Source organism: Aeromonas sp. ASNIH8, assembly GCF_002919855.1.
GTDB classification, from domain to species: Bacteria; Pseudomonadota; Gammaproteobacteria; order Enterobacterales; family Aeromonadaceae; genus Aeromonas; species Aeromonas caviae.
In genome coordinates, this window is sequence record NZ_PQLN01000043.1 from 1 (window position 1) to 16,153 (window position 16,153).

At 60.7% G+C, this 16,153-nt stretch carries 19 protein-coding genes and 1 pseudogene; 14 read left to right on the forward strand and 6 right to left on the reverse strand.

Annotated elements, in window-relative coordinates; genetic code table 11:
* From C3418_RS12560 to luxS, 5 genes and pseudogenes are all read left to right on the forward strand, one after another.
* Window positions 1-173: pseudogene (locus C3418_RS12560) on the forward strand (IS1595 family transposase); the annotation flags it as partial.
* Between the two features lie 440 nt (window positions 174-613).
* Window positions 614-2,236 carry an NAD+ synthase gene (locus C3418_RS12565; RefSeq protein WP_103858657.1) on the forward strand — a complete coding sequence of 541 codons (1,623 nt, stop codon included), beginning with the start codon at window positions 614-616 and terminating at the stop codon, window positions 2,234-2,236.
* Between the two features lie 9 nt (window positions 2,237-2,245).
* Window positions 2,246-2,584 carry a nitrogen regulatory protein P-II gene (gene glnB / locus C3418_RS12570; protein ID WP_005308848.1) on the forward strand — a complete coding sequence of 113 codons (339 nt, stop codon included), beginning with the start codon at window positions 2,246-2,248 and terminating at the stop codon, window positions 2,582-2,584.
* Between the two features lie 61 nt (window positions 2,585-2,645).
* Window positions 2,646-3,239, forward strand: coding sequence for a hypothetical protein (locus tag C3418_RS12575; RefSeq protein WP_167335726.1), 594 nt, complete (start codon window positions 2,646-2,648; stop codon window positions 3,237-3,239).
* 17 nt (window positions 3,240-3,256) lie between these two features.
* The gene (luxS, locus tag C3418_RS12580) at window positions 3,257-3,766 is read left to right on the forward strand and encodes an S-ribosylhomocysteine lyase (RefSeq protein WP_103858658.1); all 510 of its coding nucleotides are present in this window, start codon (window positions 3,257-3,259) and stop codon (window positions 3,764-3,766) included.
* 61 nt (window positions 3,767-3,827) lie between these two features.
* Here the strand turns inward: luxS and C3418_RS12585 are convergent, their stop codons facing one another.
* Window positions 3,828-4,850, reverse strand: a complete 1,023-nt coding sequence (locus C3418_RS12585; protein ID WP_181023099.1) for a GGDEF domain-containing protein — start codon at window positions 4,848-4,850, stop codon at window positions 3,828-3,830.
* A 133-nt stretch (window positions 4,851-4,983) separates the two neighbouring features.
* Here C3418_RS12585 and rnr point away from each other — a divergent pair, with 133 nt between their 5' ends.
* The 4 genes from rnr to C3418_RS12605 all read left to right on the forward strand — a co-directional run bounded on the left by rnr (window position 4,984) and on the right by C3418_RS12605 (window position 9,307).
* Window positions 4,984-7,377: a ribonuclease R gene (rnr, locus tag C3418_RS12590; protein ID WP_049636454.1), complete on the forward strand. Its 2,394-nt coding sequence runs from the start codon at window positions 4,984-4,986 to the stop codon at window positions 7,375-7,377.
* A complete protein-coding gene (gene rlmB, locus C3418_RS12595; RefSeq protein WP_010673115.1) occupies window positions 7,374-8,123 on the forward strand; it encodes a 23S rRNA (guanosine(2251)-2'-O)-methyltransferase RlmB in 750 nt (249 codons plus the stop codon). Before rnr ends, rlmB begins: the two co-directional genes overlap by 4 nt.
* Window positions 8,124-8,130: 7 nt before the next feature.
* Window positions 8,131-8,700 carry a Crp/Fnr family transcriptional regulator gene (locus tag C3418_RS12600; RefSeq protein ID WP_103858659.1) on the forward strand — a complete coding sequence of 190 codons (570 nt, stop codon included), beginning with the start codon at window positions 8,131-8,133 and terminating at the stop codon, window positions 8,698-8,700.
* Between the two features lie 151 nt (window positions 8,701-8,851).
* Window positions 8,852-9,307 carry a GNAT family N-acetyltransferase gene (locus C3418_RS12605; protein ID WP_049636452.1) on the forward strand — a complete coding sequence of 152 codons (456 nt, stop codon included), beginning with the start codon at window positions 8,852-8,854 and terminating at the stop codon, window positions 9,305-9,307.
* A gap of 187 nt (window positions 9,308-9,494) precedes the next feature.
* Here C3418_RS12605 and C3418_RS12610 read toward each other — a convergent pair whose 3' ends face one another.
* Both C3418_RS12610 and C3418_RS12615 read right to left on the reverse strand, forming a co-directional pair.
* A complete protein-coding gene (locus C3418_RS12610) occupies window positions 9,495-10,343 on the reverse strand; it encodes a hypothetical protein (RefSeq protein WP_103858671.1) in 849 nt (282 codons plus the stop codon).
* Window positions 10,344-10,442: 99 nt separating this feature from the next.
* Window positions 10,443-11,666, reverse strand: coding sequence for an Nramp family divalent metal transporter (locus C3418_RS12615; protein ID WP_103858660.1), 1,224 nt, complete (start codon window positions 11,664-11,666; stop codon window positions 10,443-10,445).
* Window positions 11,667-11,902: 236 nt separating this feature from the next.
* On the opposite strand from C3418_RS12615, the gene rpsF reads away from it, so the two are divergent.
* The 4 genes from rpsF to C3418_RS12635 all read left to right on the forward strand — a co-directional run bounded on the left by rpsF (window position 11,903) and on the right by C3418_RS12635 (window position 13,896).
* Window positions 11,903-12,289, forward strand: coding sequence for a 30S ribosomal protein S6 (rpsF, locus tag C3418_RS12620; RefSeq protein ID WP_005331771.1), 387 nt, complete (start codon window positions 11,903-11,905; stop codon window positions 12,287-12,289).
* A gap of 32 nt (window positions 12,290-12,321) precedes the next feature.
* Window positions 12,322-12,552 carry a 30S ribosomal protein S18 gene (rpsR, locus tag C3418_RS12625; RefSeq protein WP_005313392.1) on the forward strand — a complete coding sequence of 77 codons (231 nt, stop codon included), beginning with the start codon at window positions 12,322-12,324 and terminating at the stop codon, window positions 12,550-12,552.
* A gap of 52 nt (window positions 12,553-12,604) precedes the next feature.
* Window positions 12,605-13,051 carry a 50S ribosomal protein L9 gene (gene rplI / locus C3418_RS12630; RefSeq protein ID WP_010673120.1) on the forward strand — a complete coding sequence of 149 codons (447 nt, stop codon included), beginning with the start codon at window positions 12,605-12,607 and terminating at the stop codon, window positions 13,049-13,051.
* A gap of 101 nt (window positions 13,052-13,152) precedes the next feature.
* A complete protein-coding gene (locus tag C3418_RS12635; protein ID WP_041210971.1) occupies window positions 13,153-13,896 on the forward strand; it encodes a ferredoxin--NADP reductase in 744 nt (247 codons plus the stop codon).
* A 54-nt stretch (window positions 13,897-13,950) separates the two neighbouring features.
* Here the strand turns inward: C3418_RS12635 and C3418_RS12640 are convergent, their stop codons facing one another.
* Window positions 13,951-14,295, reverse strand: coding sequence for a hypothetical protein (locus tag C3418_RS12640; RefSeq protein ID WP_010673122.1), 345 nt, complete (start codon window positions 14,293-14,295; stop codon window positions 13,951-13,953).
* Between the two features lie 25 nt (window positions 14,296-14,320).
* Entirely contained in the window at window positions 14,321-14,599 is a 279-nt protein-coding gene (locus tag C3418_RS12645; protein ID WP_181023100.1) for a hypothetical protein, read from the reverse strand.
* 246 nt (window positions 14,600-14,845) lie between these two features.
* Between C3418_RS12645 and C3418_RS12650 the strand changes: the two genes are divergently transcribed.
* The gene (locus C3418_RS12650) at window positions 14,846-15,730 is read left to right on the forward strand and encodes a Preprotein translocase subunit SecY (protein ID WP_103858662.1); all 885 of its coding nucleotides are present in this window, start codon (window positions 14,846-14,848) and stop codon (window positions 15,728-15,730) included.
* A 6-nt stretch (window positions 15,731-15,736) separates the two neighbouring features.
* Here C3418_RS12650 and fos read toward each other — a convergent pair whose 3' ends face one another.
* Complete coding sequence (gene fos / locus C3418_RS12655) at window positions 15,737-16,138, reverse strand: fosfomycin resistance glutathione transferase (protein WP_103858663.1); 402 nt, start codon at window positions 16,136-16,138, stop codon at window positions 15,737-15,739.
* Window positions 16,139-16,153 lie beyond the last annotated feature (15 nt).

Sequence of the window (16,153 nt, forward strand, 5' to 3'; positions counted from 1 at the left end):
GCAGTTGTCATAAGCTCGGAGCGAAGCATTTACCAAGGCATCTTGCTGAATACTGCTTCCGGTTTAATCATCGTTTTGACCTCAAGAGTATGTTTGTTGAATTGGGGCATGCAGTCGTGGCAAGCCCGCCGATGCCATATCGGCTCTTGAAGCTGGCTGAGGGTCATGGGTAATCAGGATAAAGTAACGGTCAACAGCGCAGTGTCCTGTACGAATACCTCCAAGAACCTGAATCAGAGTGTCAGCAATGGTAACGTAACCTGTGTGGTACAGGACATCGGCTCCCCTGCGGAGGCAAGTTATTCCTGCTCTGGTTCGGCTGGCAGCTTCTTTACCCTTACGCTCGACAAGAACAAGTACCAATTCGCTCCTGCCTCGCAGTCATTCACTTTACCCAGCAGTGGCACTCTTGCTGGGGGTTGTGTACTCATGGTGTCTGATGACTTGAGAGATGCGAATCCCGCACCAAGCCCAGCTATACCGACCAGTTGCAATATCCAACCCTGATGGCCTCATTATTGTGTGGGTTACAACCCCAAAACCAAGGCGCTGGCACAGCCAGCGCCTTTTCTTTATCATTCCCCATCATTTTCGAGTTTTAAGATGCATCGCCATGGCAAAAGCCCTCTCTCTGATGCTTGCCCAGTTAAATCTGACGGTAGGCGCCATCGAAGATAACTGTGACAAGGTGCTGGCTGCGGCCGCAGAGGCGGATCAGCAAGGCGCCGATCTGCTGGTGTGCTCCGAGCTGGCATTGACCGGTTACCCGCCGGAAGATCTGCTGCTGCGCGCCGACCTGATGATCCGGGTCGAGGCTGCACTAGTCCGAGTGGCTGCCTGGCAGGGCAATTGCGCCATCCTGGTGGGGCATCCCTGGCGCGAAGGCGAGGCGCTCTATAACGCGGCCTCCCTCTATGAGCGGGGCCAGCTGGTGGCACGTTACTTCAAGCAGGATCTGCCCAATTACGGGGTGTTTGACGAGAAGCGCTACTTCACCGCAGGCACTGAAACCTGCGTCGTGGCTTTCAGAGAGCACAAATTGGGGCTGCTCATCTGTGAAGATCTGTGGCAACCGGGCCCTGCCCTGGCGGCCAAGGCGGCCGGCGCCGAGCTGCTGCTGAGTATCAACGCCTCCCCCTATGACAGGGAGAAGCCCTGGATCCGCAATGAGTTGATGACGGAGCGCTGCGATCAGACGGGTCTGCCATTCGTTTACCTCAATCAGGTCTGCGGCCAGGATGAGCTGATCTTCGACGGCTGCTCCAAGGTGTTCAACAGCCAGGGCGAGCTGACCCACAAGCTGGCGCCTTTTGCCGAGGCGCTGGCGCTGGTGCGTTTCGAAAACGGTCAACCGGTGAAGGTACATGAGCCTGCCGCCTCTCTAGATCCATTGGCCGAGGTCTATCAGGCGCTGGTGCTGGCGGTGCGCGACTATGTCACCAAGAACGGCTTCCTGGGCGCCGTGCTGGGGCTCTCCGGCGGTATCGATTCCGCCCTGACCCTGGCCATAGCCGCCGATGCCATAGGGGCGGACAAGGTGCAGGCGGTGATGATGCCGTTCCGCTACACCGCCCAGATGAGTGTGGAGGATGCCAAGGAGCAGGCCGAACGGATGGGGGTCGAGTTCGACATCATCTCCATCGAGCCCATGTTCGAAGGTTTCATGACCCAGCTGGCGCCGCTGTTTGTCGGCACCGCGCGGGACACCACCGAAGAGAACCTGCAGGCCCGCTGCCGTGGCGTCTTGCTGATGGCGCTCTCCAACAAACGCCGCCGCATCGTGCTGACCACCGGCAACAAGAGCGAGATGTCGGTCGGTTATGCCACCCTCTACGGTGACATGGCGGGCGGCTTCGATGTGCTCAAGGACGTGCCCAAGACCCTGGTCTTCAAGCTGTGTGAATATCGCAACAGCGTCGATTATGTGATCCCGCAGCGGGTCATCGATCGCCCCCCTTCGGCGGAGCTTGCTCCGGATCAGGTGGATCAGGACAGCCTGCCCCCCTATGACATCCTGGATGCCATCCTCAAGCGTTATGTGGAAGAGGATGCCTCGGTCGCCGATCTGGTGGCCGAAGGCTTCGAAGAGGCCGTGGTGCGCAAGGTGATCCGCCTGGTGGATCTCAACGAATACAAACGCCGCCAAGCCGCCGTCGGGCCCCGTATCACGGCCCGCAACTTTGGTAAGGATCGCCGTTACCCCATCACCTCCGGGTTTGGCAAACAGAACTGGTAAGGAGTCACCATGAAGAAGATTGAAGCCATCATCAAACCGTTCAAACTGGACGATGTGCGCGAGGCCCTGGCCGAGATTGGCATCAACGGCATGACAGTCTCAGAGGTCAAGGGCTTCGGCCGCCAGAAGGGGCACACCGAGCTCTATCGTGGCGCCGAATACATGGTGGATTTCCTGCCGAAGGTAAAGGTCGAGCTGGTGGTGCAGGACGAGGATCTCGACGCCTGCCTGGAGGCGATCCAGAACACCGCCCGCACCGGCAAGATCGGGGATGGCAAGATCTTCGTCTGCGAGGTGGAGCGCGTCATTCGTATCCGCACCGGTGAAGAGAACGAAGACGCAATCTGATGTGGTGGATGTATCTCGTGATGACAAACGACGCTGAGGGCCTGTCCCTCTGATGACCCGGATGCGTTTCAGGGTGGCGGCCGCTCTGTTGATGACGCTGAGCGCCTGCAGTACCCGGCCGCCCGCCCAGCCGGAAAACCTGTGCCAGATCTTTCGCGAAAAGCCGGACTGGCACAAGGCTGCGCTCAGGATGAACGAGCGGTGGGGCACGCCGGTGCACGTGGTGATGGCCATGATGTATCAGGAGTCCTCCTTCGTGCACGATGCCCAGCCGCCGATGCAGTACTTCCTCTTCATCCCGACCGGGCGGGCGAGCTCCGCCTACGGCTATGCCCAGGTGAAGGACGAAACCTGGGACGATTACCAGCGGGAAACCGGCAATGGCTGGAGTGATCGCGACGACTTTGCCGACGCCATCGATTTCATGGGCTGGTACACTCACAAGGCCCAGCGGCTCAACGGCACTTCCAAGTGGGATGCCTATGGCCAGTATCTCAATTATCACGAAGGCTGGGGTGGCTACCGGCGTGGCAGCTACCGCAGCAAGGGGTGGCTGATGAAGGTCTCCCGCAAGGTGGAGGCCCGCGCCCAGCGCTACGGTGCCCAATACAGACAATGCAAGGATCGGCTTCCCAGCGGGGGCTGGTTCTCCTAACCAATCAGGAGTCAGAAATGCCGTTATTGGACAGTTTTACCGTCGACCACACCCGCATGGCAGCCCCTGCAGTGCGGGTGGCCAAGACCATGCAGACCCCGAACAAGGACACCATCACGGTGTTTGACCTGCGTTTCTGCGTGCCGAACCAGGAGATCCTCTCCGAGCGTGGCATCCATACCCTCGAGCATCTGTTTGCGGGTTTCATGCGAGATCACCTCAACGGCAACGGGGTGGAGATCATCGACATCTCTCCCATGGGATGCCGGACCGGCTTCTACATGAGCCTGATCGGCGCGCCGGATGAGGCCCGTGTCGGTGCCGCCTGGCAGGCCGCCATGAGCGACGTGCTGGCCGTGCAGGAGCAGGGCAAGATCCCCGAGCTCAACGAATATCAGTGCGGTACTTACAGCATGCACTCGTTGGAAGAGGCCCATGCCATCGCCCGCCATGTGCTGGAGCGCGGTATCGGTGTCAACCACAATGACGAGCTGGCCCTGCCGGAAGAGAAGCTGAAAAGCCTCTGATCCCGAGAAGGGAAGCATGAAAAAGGCCGGTCAATGACCGGCCTTTTTGCATCTGGTGGGATCAGGAGGGCAGTGGCATTACCCGATTGCGTCCCAGCTCCTTGGCCTTGTAGAGCAGCTTGTCGGTACGCTCGATCAGGGTGTCTGCCGTCTCCTGGGGGATGTATTCCCCCACACCGAACGAGGCGGTGATGTGATCGATGCGTCGCCCGGATTTGCGATCCAGAATCGACATCCGCTCGATGACGCGACGCAGGCTCTCGGCCATCTGCCGGGTCAGTGCCAGGGCGCGGCTCGGCACCAGCAGGGCAAACTCCTCGCCTCCCAGGCGATAGGCCGTGATGCCCTCCTTGCTGGCCTCCCGCAGCCGCTTGCCGACGATGCGCAGCACCTGGTCGCCGAGCAGGTGGCCATATTCGTCGTTGAAGTTCTTGAAGCGATCGATATCGGTCATGATCAGCGAGAAGGGTTGCTTGCTGCGGATCAGGCTGTCCATCTCGAGATCGAAGGCGCGGCGGTTGAGCAGGGAGGTCAGGGGGTCCTCGGTCGCCATCTTGCGGGTCTCGCTCAACGCCTGCTTCAGCTCCTTGATCTCCTTCTCGGCGCTGCTGAGCTGGTTGCGAAAGTGCAGGGTGGACATGCGCACTTCCCTGGATTCGCGCACCAGTTCCCGCAGGATCCCCATGGTGTCTTCCAGGCTGAGCCCCTCGTCGTCTATCTTGCTCAGCTTGTCGAAACTCTTGTCGAGCATCTCCTGAAACAGCCCGGTATCGGAGATGGCATCCTGCATCGAGTGACTCAGCTCGCTGGCCATGGCCGCCAGGTTGAGTTTCATCGCCTCGATCTGCTGCTCGTCCTGAGCCGCAAGGTGCTGGTGGTAGAGACGCTCACAAGTGGTCAGGGAGAAGGTCCCCTGTTGTTTTATCGCCTGATCGACGGCATGGTTGAGTTCGGGCATGTCGCCGGAGACATAGCTGTACCAAAGGTGATAGTTGTTCGGCGTGGTGGGAATTTGATACTTGATCATCAGGGGAACCGCCTGTTTCAAATAGGCGGCAGATTGGGCGAACGAGTCCTTGCTCATGAGTTCCGAGTCTCACATACCTGCAAACTGTGTCCAGTATGACAGAGAGAATGGCCAAAAGGCAGTCGATGGATGCCATTAGCTCCCCCCTCCGATATAATGTCTGCGTTATTACCTACCCTAAGGCCTGCTTATGTCTCAAAAAGATCCTTTCCTCCAACGCGAGGCCGAAAAATACGAAAACCCCATCGCCAGTCGCGAGATGCTGCTGGAGCTCATCAAGGGCCATGAGAAACCCATGTCCCGGGAAGAGCTGGCCAAGGTCCTCAAGCTGACCGATGAAGAGCCGTTGGAAGCCTTGCGACGTCGTCTGCGCGCCATGGAGCGAGACGGGCAGCTCGTGTTCACCCGCAACCAATGTTACGCCCTGCCGGATCGCCTGAATCTGGTCAAAGGCTATGTGCTTGGCCACAAAGATGGATTCGGTTTTCTGCGCCCCGAGGGTGGTGGAGCGGATCTCTTCCTGAACAACCGCGAGATGCAGCGCCTGATGCATGGCGACTATGCCCTGGTGCAGCCGACCGAGATCGATCGCAAGGGTCGTCAGGAAGCGCGTCTGGTGCGCCTGCTCAAATCCCGCGAGGCGGACATCGTCGGTCGTTACTTCGTCGAGAACGGCGTCGGTTTTGTGGTACCCGATGACAGCCGCATCGGCCAGGACATCATCATCCCGGAAGGGGAGAACAAGGGGGCTCGCCAGAGCCAGGTCGTGGTCGTGCGCATCAACCAGCGCGCCACTGCCCGCTTCAATGCGGTCGGTACCGTCTTGGAAGTTCTGGGTGAGAACATGGCGCCCGGTATGGAGATCGAGATCGCCCTGCGTACCCACGGCATTCCGCACACCTGGCCGGAAGAGGTGACCAAAGAGGTCGCCGGTCTCGGCGAGCAGGTGCCGGAGAAGGCCAAAGAGGGTCGCATCGACCTGCGCGCCCTGCCGCTGGTGACCATCGACGGGGAAGACGCCCGCGACTTCGATGACGCTGTCTTCTGTGAAGCCAAGCGTGGAGGCGGCTGGCGCCTGTGGGTCGCCATCGCGGACGTTTCTGCCTATGTGAAACCGGGCACGGCCCTCGACACCGAAGCCTATCAGCGCGGCAACTCGGTCTATTTCCCCGAGTTCGTGGTGCCCATGCTGCCGGAGGTGCTCTCCAACGGTCTGTGTTCCCTGAACCCGCAGGTCGACCGGCTCTGCATGGTGTGCGAGATGACCATCTCCGCCGCCGGCCGCATGTCCGGCTACAAGTTCTACGAAGCGGTAATGAACTCCCACGCTCGCCTGACCTACACCAAGGTAGCGGCGATCCTGGACGGGGATCCCAAGCTGCGTCAGCAGTATGATCCGCTGGTGGGCCACATCGAGGAGCTGAGCAACCTCTACAAGGCGCTCAAGCATGCCCGTCATCAACGCGGTGCGGTGGAGTTCGAAAGCGAGGAGACCCGCTTCATCTTCAACGCCCAGCGCAAGATCGACCGTATCGTACCGCTGGTGCGCAATGACGCCCACAAGATCATCGAAGAGTGCATGATCCAGGCGAACGTGGCGGCCGCCCGCTACATCGAGAAGAACGAGGCCGCCGCCCTGTTCCGGGTGCACGACCGCCCGGGCGAGGAGCGTCTCACCGGCTTCCGCGACTTCCTGGCCGAACTGGGTCTGGAGCTCAAGGGGGGCCTGGAGCCCGAGCCGAAGGACTTTGCCGACCTGGCCGCCAAATTCGAAGGGCGCCCGGATGCGGAATTGCTCTCCACCATGCTGCTGCGCTCCATGCGTCAGGCCATCTATCAGGCCGACAACATCGGTCACTTCGGTCTGGCCCTGAAGTCCTACGCTCACTTCACCTCGCCGATCCGTCGCTACCCGGATCTCATCCTGCACCGGGCGATCAAGTACCAGACCGCCAAGGAGCAGCAGGCCAACCTGCGTCACAAGTGGACCCCGAGCGGTGGCTACCACTACCAGCTGGAAGAAGTGGACCCCATGGGCGAGCACTGCTCCATGACGGAGCGCCGTGCCGATGACGCCACCCGCGACGTGGCAGACTGGCTCAAGTGCGAGTACATGCTGGATCACGTGGGTGACGAGTTTGACGGCGTCATCGCCAGCGTCACCGGCTTTGGCTTCTTCGTGCGTCTGGCTGAGATCCACATCGACGGTCTGGTGCACGTCAGCACCCTCACCAACGACTACTACCAGTTCGACCCGCTGCACCAGCAGCTGATCGGCGAGAACTTCCGCCGTCGCTATCGTCTGGGTGACAAGGTGCGGGTCAAGGTGATGGGCGTGAACCTGGACGATCGCAAGATCGACTTCGTGATGGTGGAAGAGCCCCTCAAGGCCACCGGCAAGAACGCCAAGGAGATGGCGCGCAAGCAGGCCGAGATCAAGAAAGAGAAGGCCAAGAGCGCCCAGCGCCACGAGAAACGCAAAGAGGGCAAGGAGAGCGGCAAATCCGACAAGGGTGGCCGTGCCAAGCCCAGCAACAGACGACCGAGCAAAAAGGCTCGCGACAAGGCCAAGAGCACTAAATGAGTACTGAACTGATCTACGGCATTCACGCCGTCTCCGCGCTGCTCGAGCGCACCCCCGAGCGCTTCATCGAGGTGTGGGCTCTCAAGGGCCGCGATGACGAGCGGCTGCATCCCCTGCTGGCTGAGCTGGAGTCCCTCGGTATCAGGGTGCAGAGCGTGAACCGCAAGACGCTGGATGACAAGGCGGAAGGCAACAATCACCAGGGCATCATGGCCAAGGTGATTGAAGCGCCCAAGCTGGCCGAGCACGACCTGGCCAGTCTGCTGGACGATCTGGCGGCGCAAGAGACAGCGCCCTTCCTGCTGGTACTGGATGGGGTGACAGATCCGCACAATCTCGGCGCCTGTCTGCGCAGTGCCGATGCGGCCGGGGTACATGCGGTGATCGTGCCGCGGGACAAGGCCACAGGCCTCACGTCCGTGGTGCGCAAGGTCGCCTGTGGCGCAGCCGAGGTGGTGCCGCTCATCCAGGTCACCAACCTGGCCCGCAGCCTGCGCGAGCTGCAGGAGCGCGGCGTCTGGATCGTGGGTACCGCCGGCGAGGCGGATCACGATCTCTATCAGGCCAAACTCACCGGCCCCATGGCGCTGGTGATGGGGGCCGAAGGCAAGGGGATGCGCCGCCTGACCCGCGAACATTGCGACGAGCTGGTGAGCATCCCGATGGCGGGGGCAGTATCCAGCCTCAACGTCTCGGTGGCGAGCGGTGTCTGCCTGTTCGAAGCCGTGCGCCAGCGCCGCGTCTGACAAGACGATGACCGACAGACCCCCCTTTGTCTGGGAACGGGTTGCAGATGAGCAGGAGGCCGAGCGCCTCCTCTCTTTTGTCCGCTCCCTGACCTTGCCCCCTCGCACCTGCCTCTGGCATGCCGGTGACAGTCCGGCGCTGCTGGTCAGAGTGGAGGAGGGGTTGCTGCGGGCCAGGGTGGTGCTGGCGGATGGCCGCGAGTACATCAAGGAGTTCTATTGGGAGGGGGACGAGTTTATCGACTTCCACCACCAGCTCAGTGGTGAGCCCGCCCGCTACAGCGTGGAGGCGCTGGAGCCTTGCCGGCTGCAGCTTCTTCCGCTGGCGGATCTGCGACGACTCCCTTGCTGGCCCGCCTGGTATCACCATCTCCTTGAAGTGCAACTGCGCATCAAGGAGGAGAAAGAGCTGTTGCTGCTGACCGGGGGCCCAGAGGCGCGCTATCAGCATTTTCTGCGAAGCTTCCCCGCGCTGGATGCCAGGGTCCCGGATCACCAGATTGCCGCCTATCTGGGGATCACCCCCATCAGCCTGAGCCGCATCCGCAGGCGGCTGAAAACGCGCGATCAGGGTTGAGCCAGAAGGGATTGCCGATGAATCTGGGCAGAGATCGGCTCTTTGTCGGCCATGTCCGCATTGGATGAGAAGGGGGGCAACTTAACCAAGGTTAATGCCCCTCGTCGGGAGCAAGATTATGCTGTCAGACCCCATTAAACAGGAGTCATTCATGAACTGGAGTATGAAATCCTGGTCCGAGCTGACCACGGATGAATTGTATGAGCTGCTTGCCCTGCGCGCCGAGGTGTTCGTGGTGGAGCAGACCTGTCCCTTCCAGGATCTGGACGGTCTGGATCGCCGTGACGGCGTGCTGCATCTGCTCGGTCGTGAGGGGGATCACCTGGCGGCCTATGCCCGCATCATGGCACCCGGCATTGGTGATGACAGCGGCGCCGCCATCGGCCGCGTGGTCACCTCTCCCACGTCGCGGGGGGGCGGACTGGGTCACCGCCTGCTGGCGCAAGCGGTCAGAGAGTGCGAGGCACGCTGGCCTGCACACAGCATCTGGCTCGGTGCACAGGCCCACCTGCAAGGTTTTTACGGCCAGCATGGTTTCGTGGCCGAAGGGGAAGGGTATCTGGAAGATGACATCCCTCACATGGGGATGCGAAGGGAGCCTGCCTGACATCGTCAGGCGCCAGGAAAGGGGCAAGTGGCCCCTCACCCGTGGTGCATCGCATGGTTTTTGGCTACCCCGTGGCCATGTGGTCGTCAGACCGGGGTGAGATATCGCCGCGCTGATCTGCCTGCGGTCTCTCTGTCGGGACACCGCCCCGGTCAGGGCGGTGCGGCATCAGGAGGGCTGGGGTGGTTCAGGGGGTGACCCGGGTGGTGAGGGTAAATCCCTCTTCACTGGAGGCCAGCGTCACCTGAACCTGGCCCAACTCGGTCAGACTGCCCACATGGGTGCCGCCACAGGGAATGGTGATCTCCCGACCGTCCACCATGCCATGCCAGTAGCGGGAATCGATGATGGCATCACCGGCCCGGCTGCGGTGGATCTCGCCTCCCTCTTTGAGCCAGCGCATCAGCTGCTCGTTGACCTGGATCGCTATCCTGTCGAGGTCGGCCAGCAGTGCCTCGCTGTTAATTCCCTTTTTTCGAAGGCTCTTGCCGATCCGGTACTGCTCCTTTGATCCTCTGGGCTCGACCCGGGAGAGCTGGATGGCGAGGCGGTCGAAATCCGGCTGCCCGAGAGCGTCCAGCTCGCTTGTCTCCTTTCGCCAATAGGGCGTGAGCGCCCGATTGAGGGCCAGTGCCACCAGGTGGCAGGCGCTGTGGCCCAGGCTCAGGGCATGGCGTGCCTCGGCATCCACTGTCAGTTCCACAGGCGAGCCAATGGCAAGGTGATGGGAACCGGCGAGGGGATGCACCACCACGAAAGCCCACCCATCAGCCCCTCGCTTGACCGGAATCTCCGTATCCATGAACAGCTCGCCCTCGGGACTGATGGCGCCCATGCGGCAGGGGCCCACGGCCGCTTCCCCCCCTTCCCAGCGCACTGTGCCCACGTCACCGGGTTGATCGGGCCAGAGGTGGCTCTGGGGATGAAAGGGGGTGAGGTCGGTGACCAGCAGGGTCGGATCCCCCTGTTTGCAACAGACGACGCTGGCCTGTTCCTGATGGTGGCCTAGTACGAAGCTGGCTCGGGTATGTTCCATGGCGGGCTCCCGCAACGAGATGATGAGAAGGGAAAGGGGCAGCATACGCGAAAGTGCGAAGAGGCTCATCAACCCGGGTCAATGAGCCTCAAGATGGCGTTAGAGGGTGGTGACCAGCAGATAGGCATTGAGGCCGATCACTAGGGCGACGATGAGGCGCCCCGCGGCCTGGGTGACGGGGTGATTGCGATGTGCCCCCATCAGGGCGCGATCACCGGTCAGGATCAGCAGCGGAATAAGAGCGAGGGCGATGCCGAAGCTCAGCACTACCTGGCTCAGTACCAGAATTTCCGTGGTGTTGAGGCCCATGGCGATCACCACGAAGGCGGGAGCCATGGTGATGGCTCGGCGCAGCCAGAGCGGAATGGTGAAGCGCACGAAGCCCTGCATCACCACTTGCCCCGCCAGCGTTCCCACCACGGTGGAGGAGATGCCGGAGGCGACCAGGGAGAGGCCGAACAGGGTGGCGGCTGCCGGGCCCAGCAGGGGCGTGAGGGTCTGGTAGGCCGTTTCCAGCTCGGCCACCTGCTGATTGCCGGAGCTGTGGAAGGCGGCAGCCGCCATGGCCATCATGGCCAGGTTGACGAAGCCGGCGATGGTCATGGCGATGGCCACGTCGACCCGGGTGCTGTGCAGCCGCTGGGGGACCGAGCCCTGATCCTGGGTGTGCTGGGTCAGTGCCGAGTGCAGGTAGATGACGTGGGGCATCACGGTGGCACCAAGCACGCCGGCCGCCAGATAGACGGCGTCACTGTTGGGCAGGCCGGGGAAGAGTGCCCCTTCCAGCAGACTCGGCAGATGGGGGCGCGAGAACACCAGCTCGACGATGTAGGCGGCGGCCACGAACAGCAGCAGGCCCCCCACCACGAACTCCAGCGGCTTCTGGCCGCGGGATTGCAACATCAGGATCCCCCAGGTGACCACCGCGGTGATGCAGGCACCTTCCAGCAGGGTGATGCCGAGCAGCAGCTTGAAGCCGACCGCAGCGCCGATGAACTCGGCGAGATCGGTGGCCATGGCGATGATCTCGGCCTGCACCCAATAGGCCCAGACTGCGGGCCTGGGCAGGCGATCACGAATGTGTTCCGCCAGGTTCTTGCCAGTGACGATACCGAGCTTGGCCGAGAGGGTCTGCACCAGCATGGCCATCAGATTGGCCCACACCACTACCCACAGCAGTTGATAGCCGAAGGTGGAGCCGGCCTGGATATTGGTCGCAAAATTGCCCGGGTCGATATAACCGATGGCGGCGATGAAGGCGGGGCCGAGCAGGGTCAGCTTGAATTTGCGGGCCTGGATGGCCGTGGTGAGCGCAGGTTGCATACTGTCATCCTCCGTGGGGATATGAGGAGAGTATGGATCTAAATGATAATTGTTATCAATTAAAGTTTTGTATCGGGCTCATCGAGAAAAACATCTCGCTTCGCCAGTTGCAGTGGGAGAGGTGATTTCGTACAATACGCCGCCCTAGAAAGCAGCGTCTAAACATCACTATGTTCCTTGCCTCCGAGGTCTGGCTGCACCTGGGCGGAGGCTGAATTAATCCGTAAGGAGCTAAAATGCGTCATTACGAAATCGTCTTCATGGTTCATCCGGACCAGAGCGAGCAAGTACCTGGCATGATCGAGCGTTACACCGGCGCTATCACCACCGCTGGTGGTACCATTCATCGCCTGGAAGATTGGGGCCGTCGTCAACTGGCTTACCCGATCGACAAGCTGCACAAGGCTCACTACGTTCTGATGAACGTAGAAGCTGAACAGGCCGTTATCGATGAGCTGGAAACCAACTTCCGCTTCAACGATGCCGTTATCCGCAACATGATCATGCGCACCAAGCACGCCGTGACTGAAGTTTCTCCGATGGCCAAGGCCAAGGAAGAGCGCTTCACCCGTCGTGACGACGAGCGTCGCGAAGATGCTGTTGAAGCGTCTTCCGAAGAGTAATTCTTAGATCACCGCATTAGAGGATAAAGGCCATGGCACGTTATTTCCGTCGTCGTAAGTTCTGCCGCTTCACCGCCGAGAACGTTACCGAGATCGACTACAAAGATATCGTTACTCTGAAAAACTACGTCACTGAATCTGGCAAGATCGTACCGAGCCGTATCACCGGTACCCGCGCCAAGTATCAGCGTCAGCTGGCACGCGCCATCAAGCGTGCTCGTTACCTGGCTCTGCTGCCGTACACCGATCTGCACAACAAGTAAGAATCGGCCCGGCGCTTACGCCTAACTCAACGAAATTTATAGAGGAAAGGTAATGCAAGTTATCCTGCTCGATAAGATCGCCAAACTGGGCGGTCTGGGTGACCAAGTTTCCGTAAAAGCTGGTTATGCCCGTAACTACCTGATCCCGCAAGGCAAAGCTGTTATGGCCACCAAGGCCAACATCGAAGCCTTCGGTGCTCGTCGCGCTGAGCTGGAAGCCAAACTGGCTGCCAACAAGGCTGCTGCCGAAGAGCGCGCTGCCAAGCTGGGTGAGCTGGCTGCCGTTGTCATCGCCTCCAAGTCTGGCGACGAAGGCAAGCTGTTCGGTTCCATCGGTACCCGTGACGTGGCTGAAGCCATCACTGCTGCCGGCGTAGCCGTTGCCAAGAGCGAAGTCCGCATGGGCAACGTTCTGCGTAACACCGGTGAGTACGAAGTTGTTGTTCAGCTGCACGCTGACGTCAAAGCAACCGTACAAATCCAGGTTGTTGCTCTGTAATAGCGTTCCGCTCTTGCAGAAAAACCCGCGCACATGCGCGGGTTTTTTATTTTCAGATCAAGGGGTAAAGTGAAGGTCTGTTCCTCTGGAGGAGAACCTTTATGGCTGCCTGGGTTGAAGGTCGGGTCATCGAGCGCATCGAGTGGACACCCACCCTGCTCTCCCTGCGTGTGGAGGCGGAACTTGCCCCCTACAAGGCGGGTCAATTCACCAAGCTGGCCCTGGAGCAGGGCGAGCGTCGAGTCCAGCGTGCCTACTCCTTCGTCAATCCTCCCGGCACGCCCTATCACGAATTCTATCTGGTGGAGATCCCCGGCGGTGAACTGAGCCCCTCTCTCGGTTCCCTGCAGGTGGGCGACGGCCTGCTGGTGCAGTCCCAGGCCACCGGTTTTCTGACCCTGGATGAGATTCCCCCGGGACGGGATCTCTGGCTGCTCTCAACCGGCACCGCCATCGGCCCCTTCCTCGCCATGCTGGCAGAAGGACAGGTCTTCGACCGCTTCGAGCATCTGGTGCTGGTACATGGGGTGAGAAAAGGGGAAGAGCTCAGCTATCAGCCGCTTATCGCCAGTTTTGCCGAGCAGCATGGCGAGCGTTTTCGCTATGTTCCCTTCGTCAGTCGTGAGACCTGGCCGGGGGCGATGGCAGGGCGTATCCCGGCAGCCATCGTCGATGGCAGCTTGCAGGCGAGGGTGGGGCTGAACTTCTCCCCCGAGTTGAGCCAGGTGATGATCTGCGGCAACCCCGCCATGGTGAAAGAGACTCAGCAGACCCTGCTCGGGCTGGGGCTTGCCAAGAACCTGCGTCGCGCCCCCGGCAATATCAGCATGGAAAACTACTGGTAGGGGACATGACTCCAGGGGCCGCAGGCCCCTCAACCATGTCCATGGGCATGCTGGTCAGTGTTTTTGGTGGCCGTTGCCGCCGTGCTTGTTCCTGGGCTTGTCATGGCCCTGACCCGGGTTGTTGCCACTGTGAATGCTGCGGTTGTAATGGTCGCGGTATTTTCCATCCATGTTGTCGCAGTTGAGCTGGATGCGGCTGGTCCGGGTGCTGACATCCAGGCAGTTGTGCTGCCACCACTCGTACTCCTTGTCGTCCCAATCCAGGCTTACCCGGCCCTGGTCGGTGGAGATCCGGATGTCGTCATCGTGTTTGGAAGGGGGGGCAGCAAAGGCCATTCCCTGAACCAGAAGCAGGGAGAGCAGCAGTGCGCCGCGGGAAGTCATGGTCATGTGGGTCATCGCATCAAGGCTCCTGTCAGGGGGATCATTGATCCAGTTGCGTGCTGATCTGGTTGGTGCTGGGGGGCTGGTTGCGCTGCGTCTCGTCCTCCAGACTGAGGTTGATCCTCTTGCAGTCGGCGGCGGCCGTGTCGCCGCTCCCGAGATCGAAGCAGTTGCTCTGGGACCAGTCAAACTGCGTGTCATTCCAGTCCAGATTGAAGGTCAGCGCATCCACGGAGAAGGTCTGGCTCCCTTCGTCCTGTGCCAGGGCGCTACCGGTTATCAGAAAAAGAGAGAGCAACAAAGCCGTCGTTCTGTTCATGATGTCCTCGAGTCGTGTTCGGTGGAAATGAGTGTAATGCGGCGGGCTTAACCCGAGCATAACCGCAGATGTCCTTCAGGTACGGGGTCGATTGTAGTGTTTTTCTGCTGCCGATTTGCACGTTTTGGTCGCACTCTGGGCAGCTGATCGTCCATCGGCGGGAATTCGGGGATTTGCCCTTCTCTCCGGGGGAGTGGTGACTATAATCGGCAGCCAACTTTTCCTGCAGATGTTTCCCGTTTCATCATGACTACTCAGGCTTGCGCCGCATTGCGTTACCCCAAGGGATGGTTCGCCCTCACGACTGTCTACAGTTTTACCGGGCTGGCCATTCTGGCTTCCATCGTCTTCTCCCTGCTGCTGTTTCTCTCCATCGACGAAAACCCCCTGATGAAGTGGCTGTTCGGCGGGCTGGCCGCCATCTCCATCGGGGGCAGTATCGGCGGCATCAACAGCGCCACCAACACAATTCTGAGCCAGCAGGCGCGTCACGAGCGGGAGATAGCCCGTTTCGACGAGCAGATAGCCAGCATAGAGCGGCAGATCCAGCTCAACGAAGAGGCGGCCCGCAAATACATCGAGATGGCGCGTATCTCGAGCGGCGTCAGCGGTCTGCAGCAGGCCAACACCAAGCTCAGGCTGCGTCAGGACGAGCTGCGCCAGGAGCGGGACGCCAAGCCGCTGGGGGAGCAGTCCTCCATGCTGGGGCTGATGAGCAGTCTGGCGGACGGGGTGGGCATGAGCATCGGCCAGGTGCAGTTCCTGCTGGTCTGCTTCCTGTCTATCCTGCTCGATGCATTTGGTGCCTTTTTCGTCAGCCTGATCGGTGAGGAGAACCGCTTCCGCCGTCAATGGATGTGGCAACGGGAGAAGGCGCAAGCCGAGGCCCGGGTCGCAGTGCCGACCCCGGAGCCGCCAGCCATCAGCAGACCCATGCCCGAGCCAGCCGTGGTCGCCCAGGTGCGCGGCGCGCTGGAGAGCGGCGAGCTCAAATGCAGCAAACGCAAGGTGGCAGAGGCATTGTCACTGTCTCTGGAGGAGGTGGACCGGGTGTTCCAGCATCTGCTGGCGCAGGGCGTGCTGGGGCAGGGCAGCAACCGTCACTACCATCTTAGTGCCGAGCAGGGGTGATCCGGCTCAGTCTAACCAGATAAGACCCTCATAGGGTTGCTGTCTGAGAGAGGCGAGGCGGCTATCCAGGTTGCCTGCATGGATTTCCAGTCGGTGCCCGTCGGGATCCAGCAGATAGAGTGAATCCCCTTCGCTGCTGTTCTTCTTCCACTCCATGACGCCCGCCGCGCGCAGACGGGCGCAGAAGGCTGGAAACTGTTCAGGCGAGATGCCAAACGCGACATGGCTGTAATCTCTGGCCGGTTGGGGGGGATCGCAGGAGAGACAGAGCCAGAGATCGTCGAGGGTGAGATAGGCTCCCCGTGCCCATCTCACCCTGGGGCGACATCCCAGCAAGTCGACATAAAAGGCAACGCTTCTGTCGAGATCGCCGGTTGCCAGCGTGAGATGGTTCAGTCCATGCAGCATCTTCTCTTCTTCCCC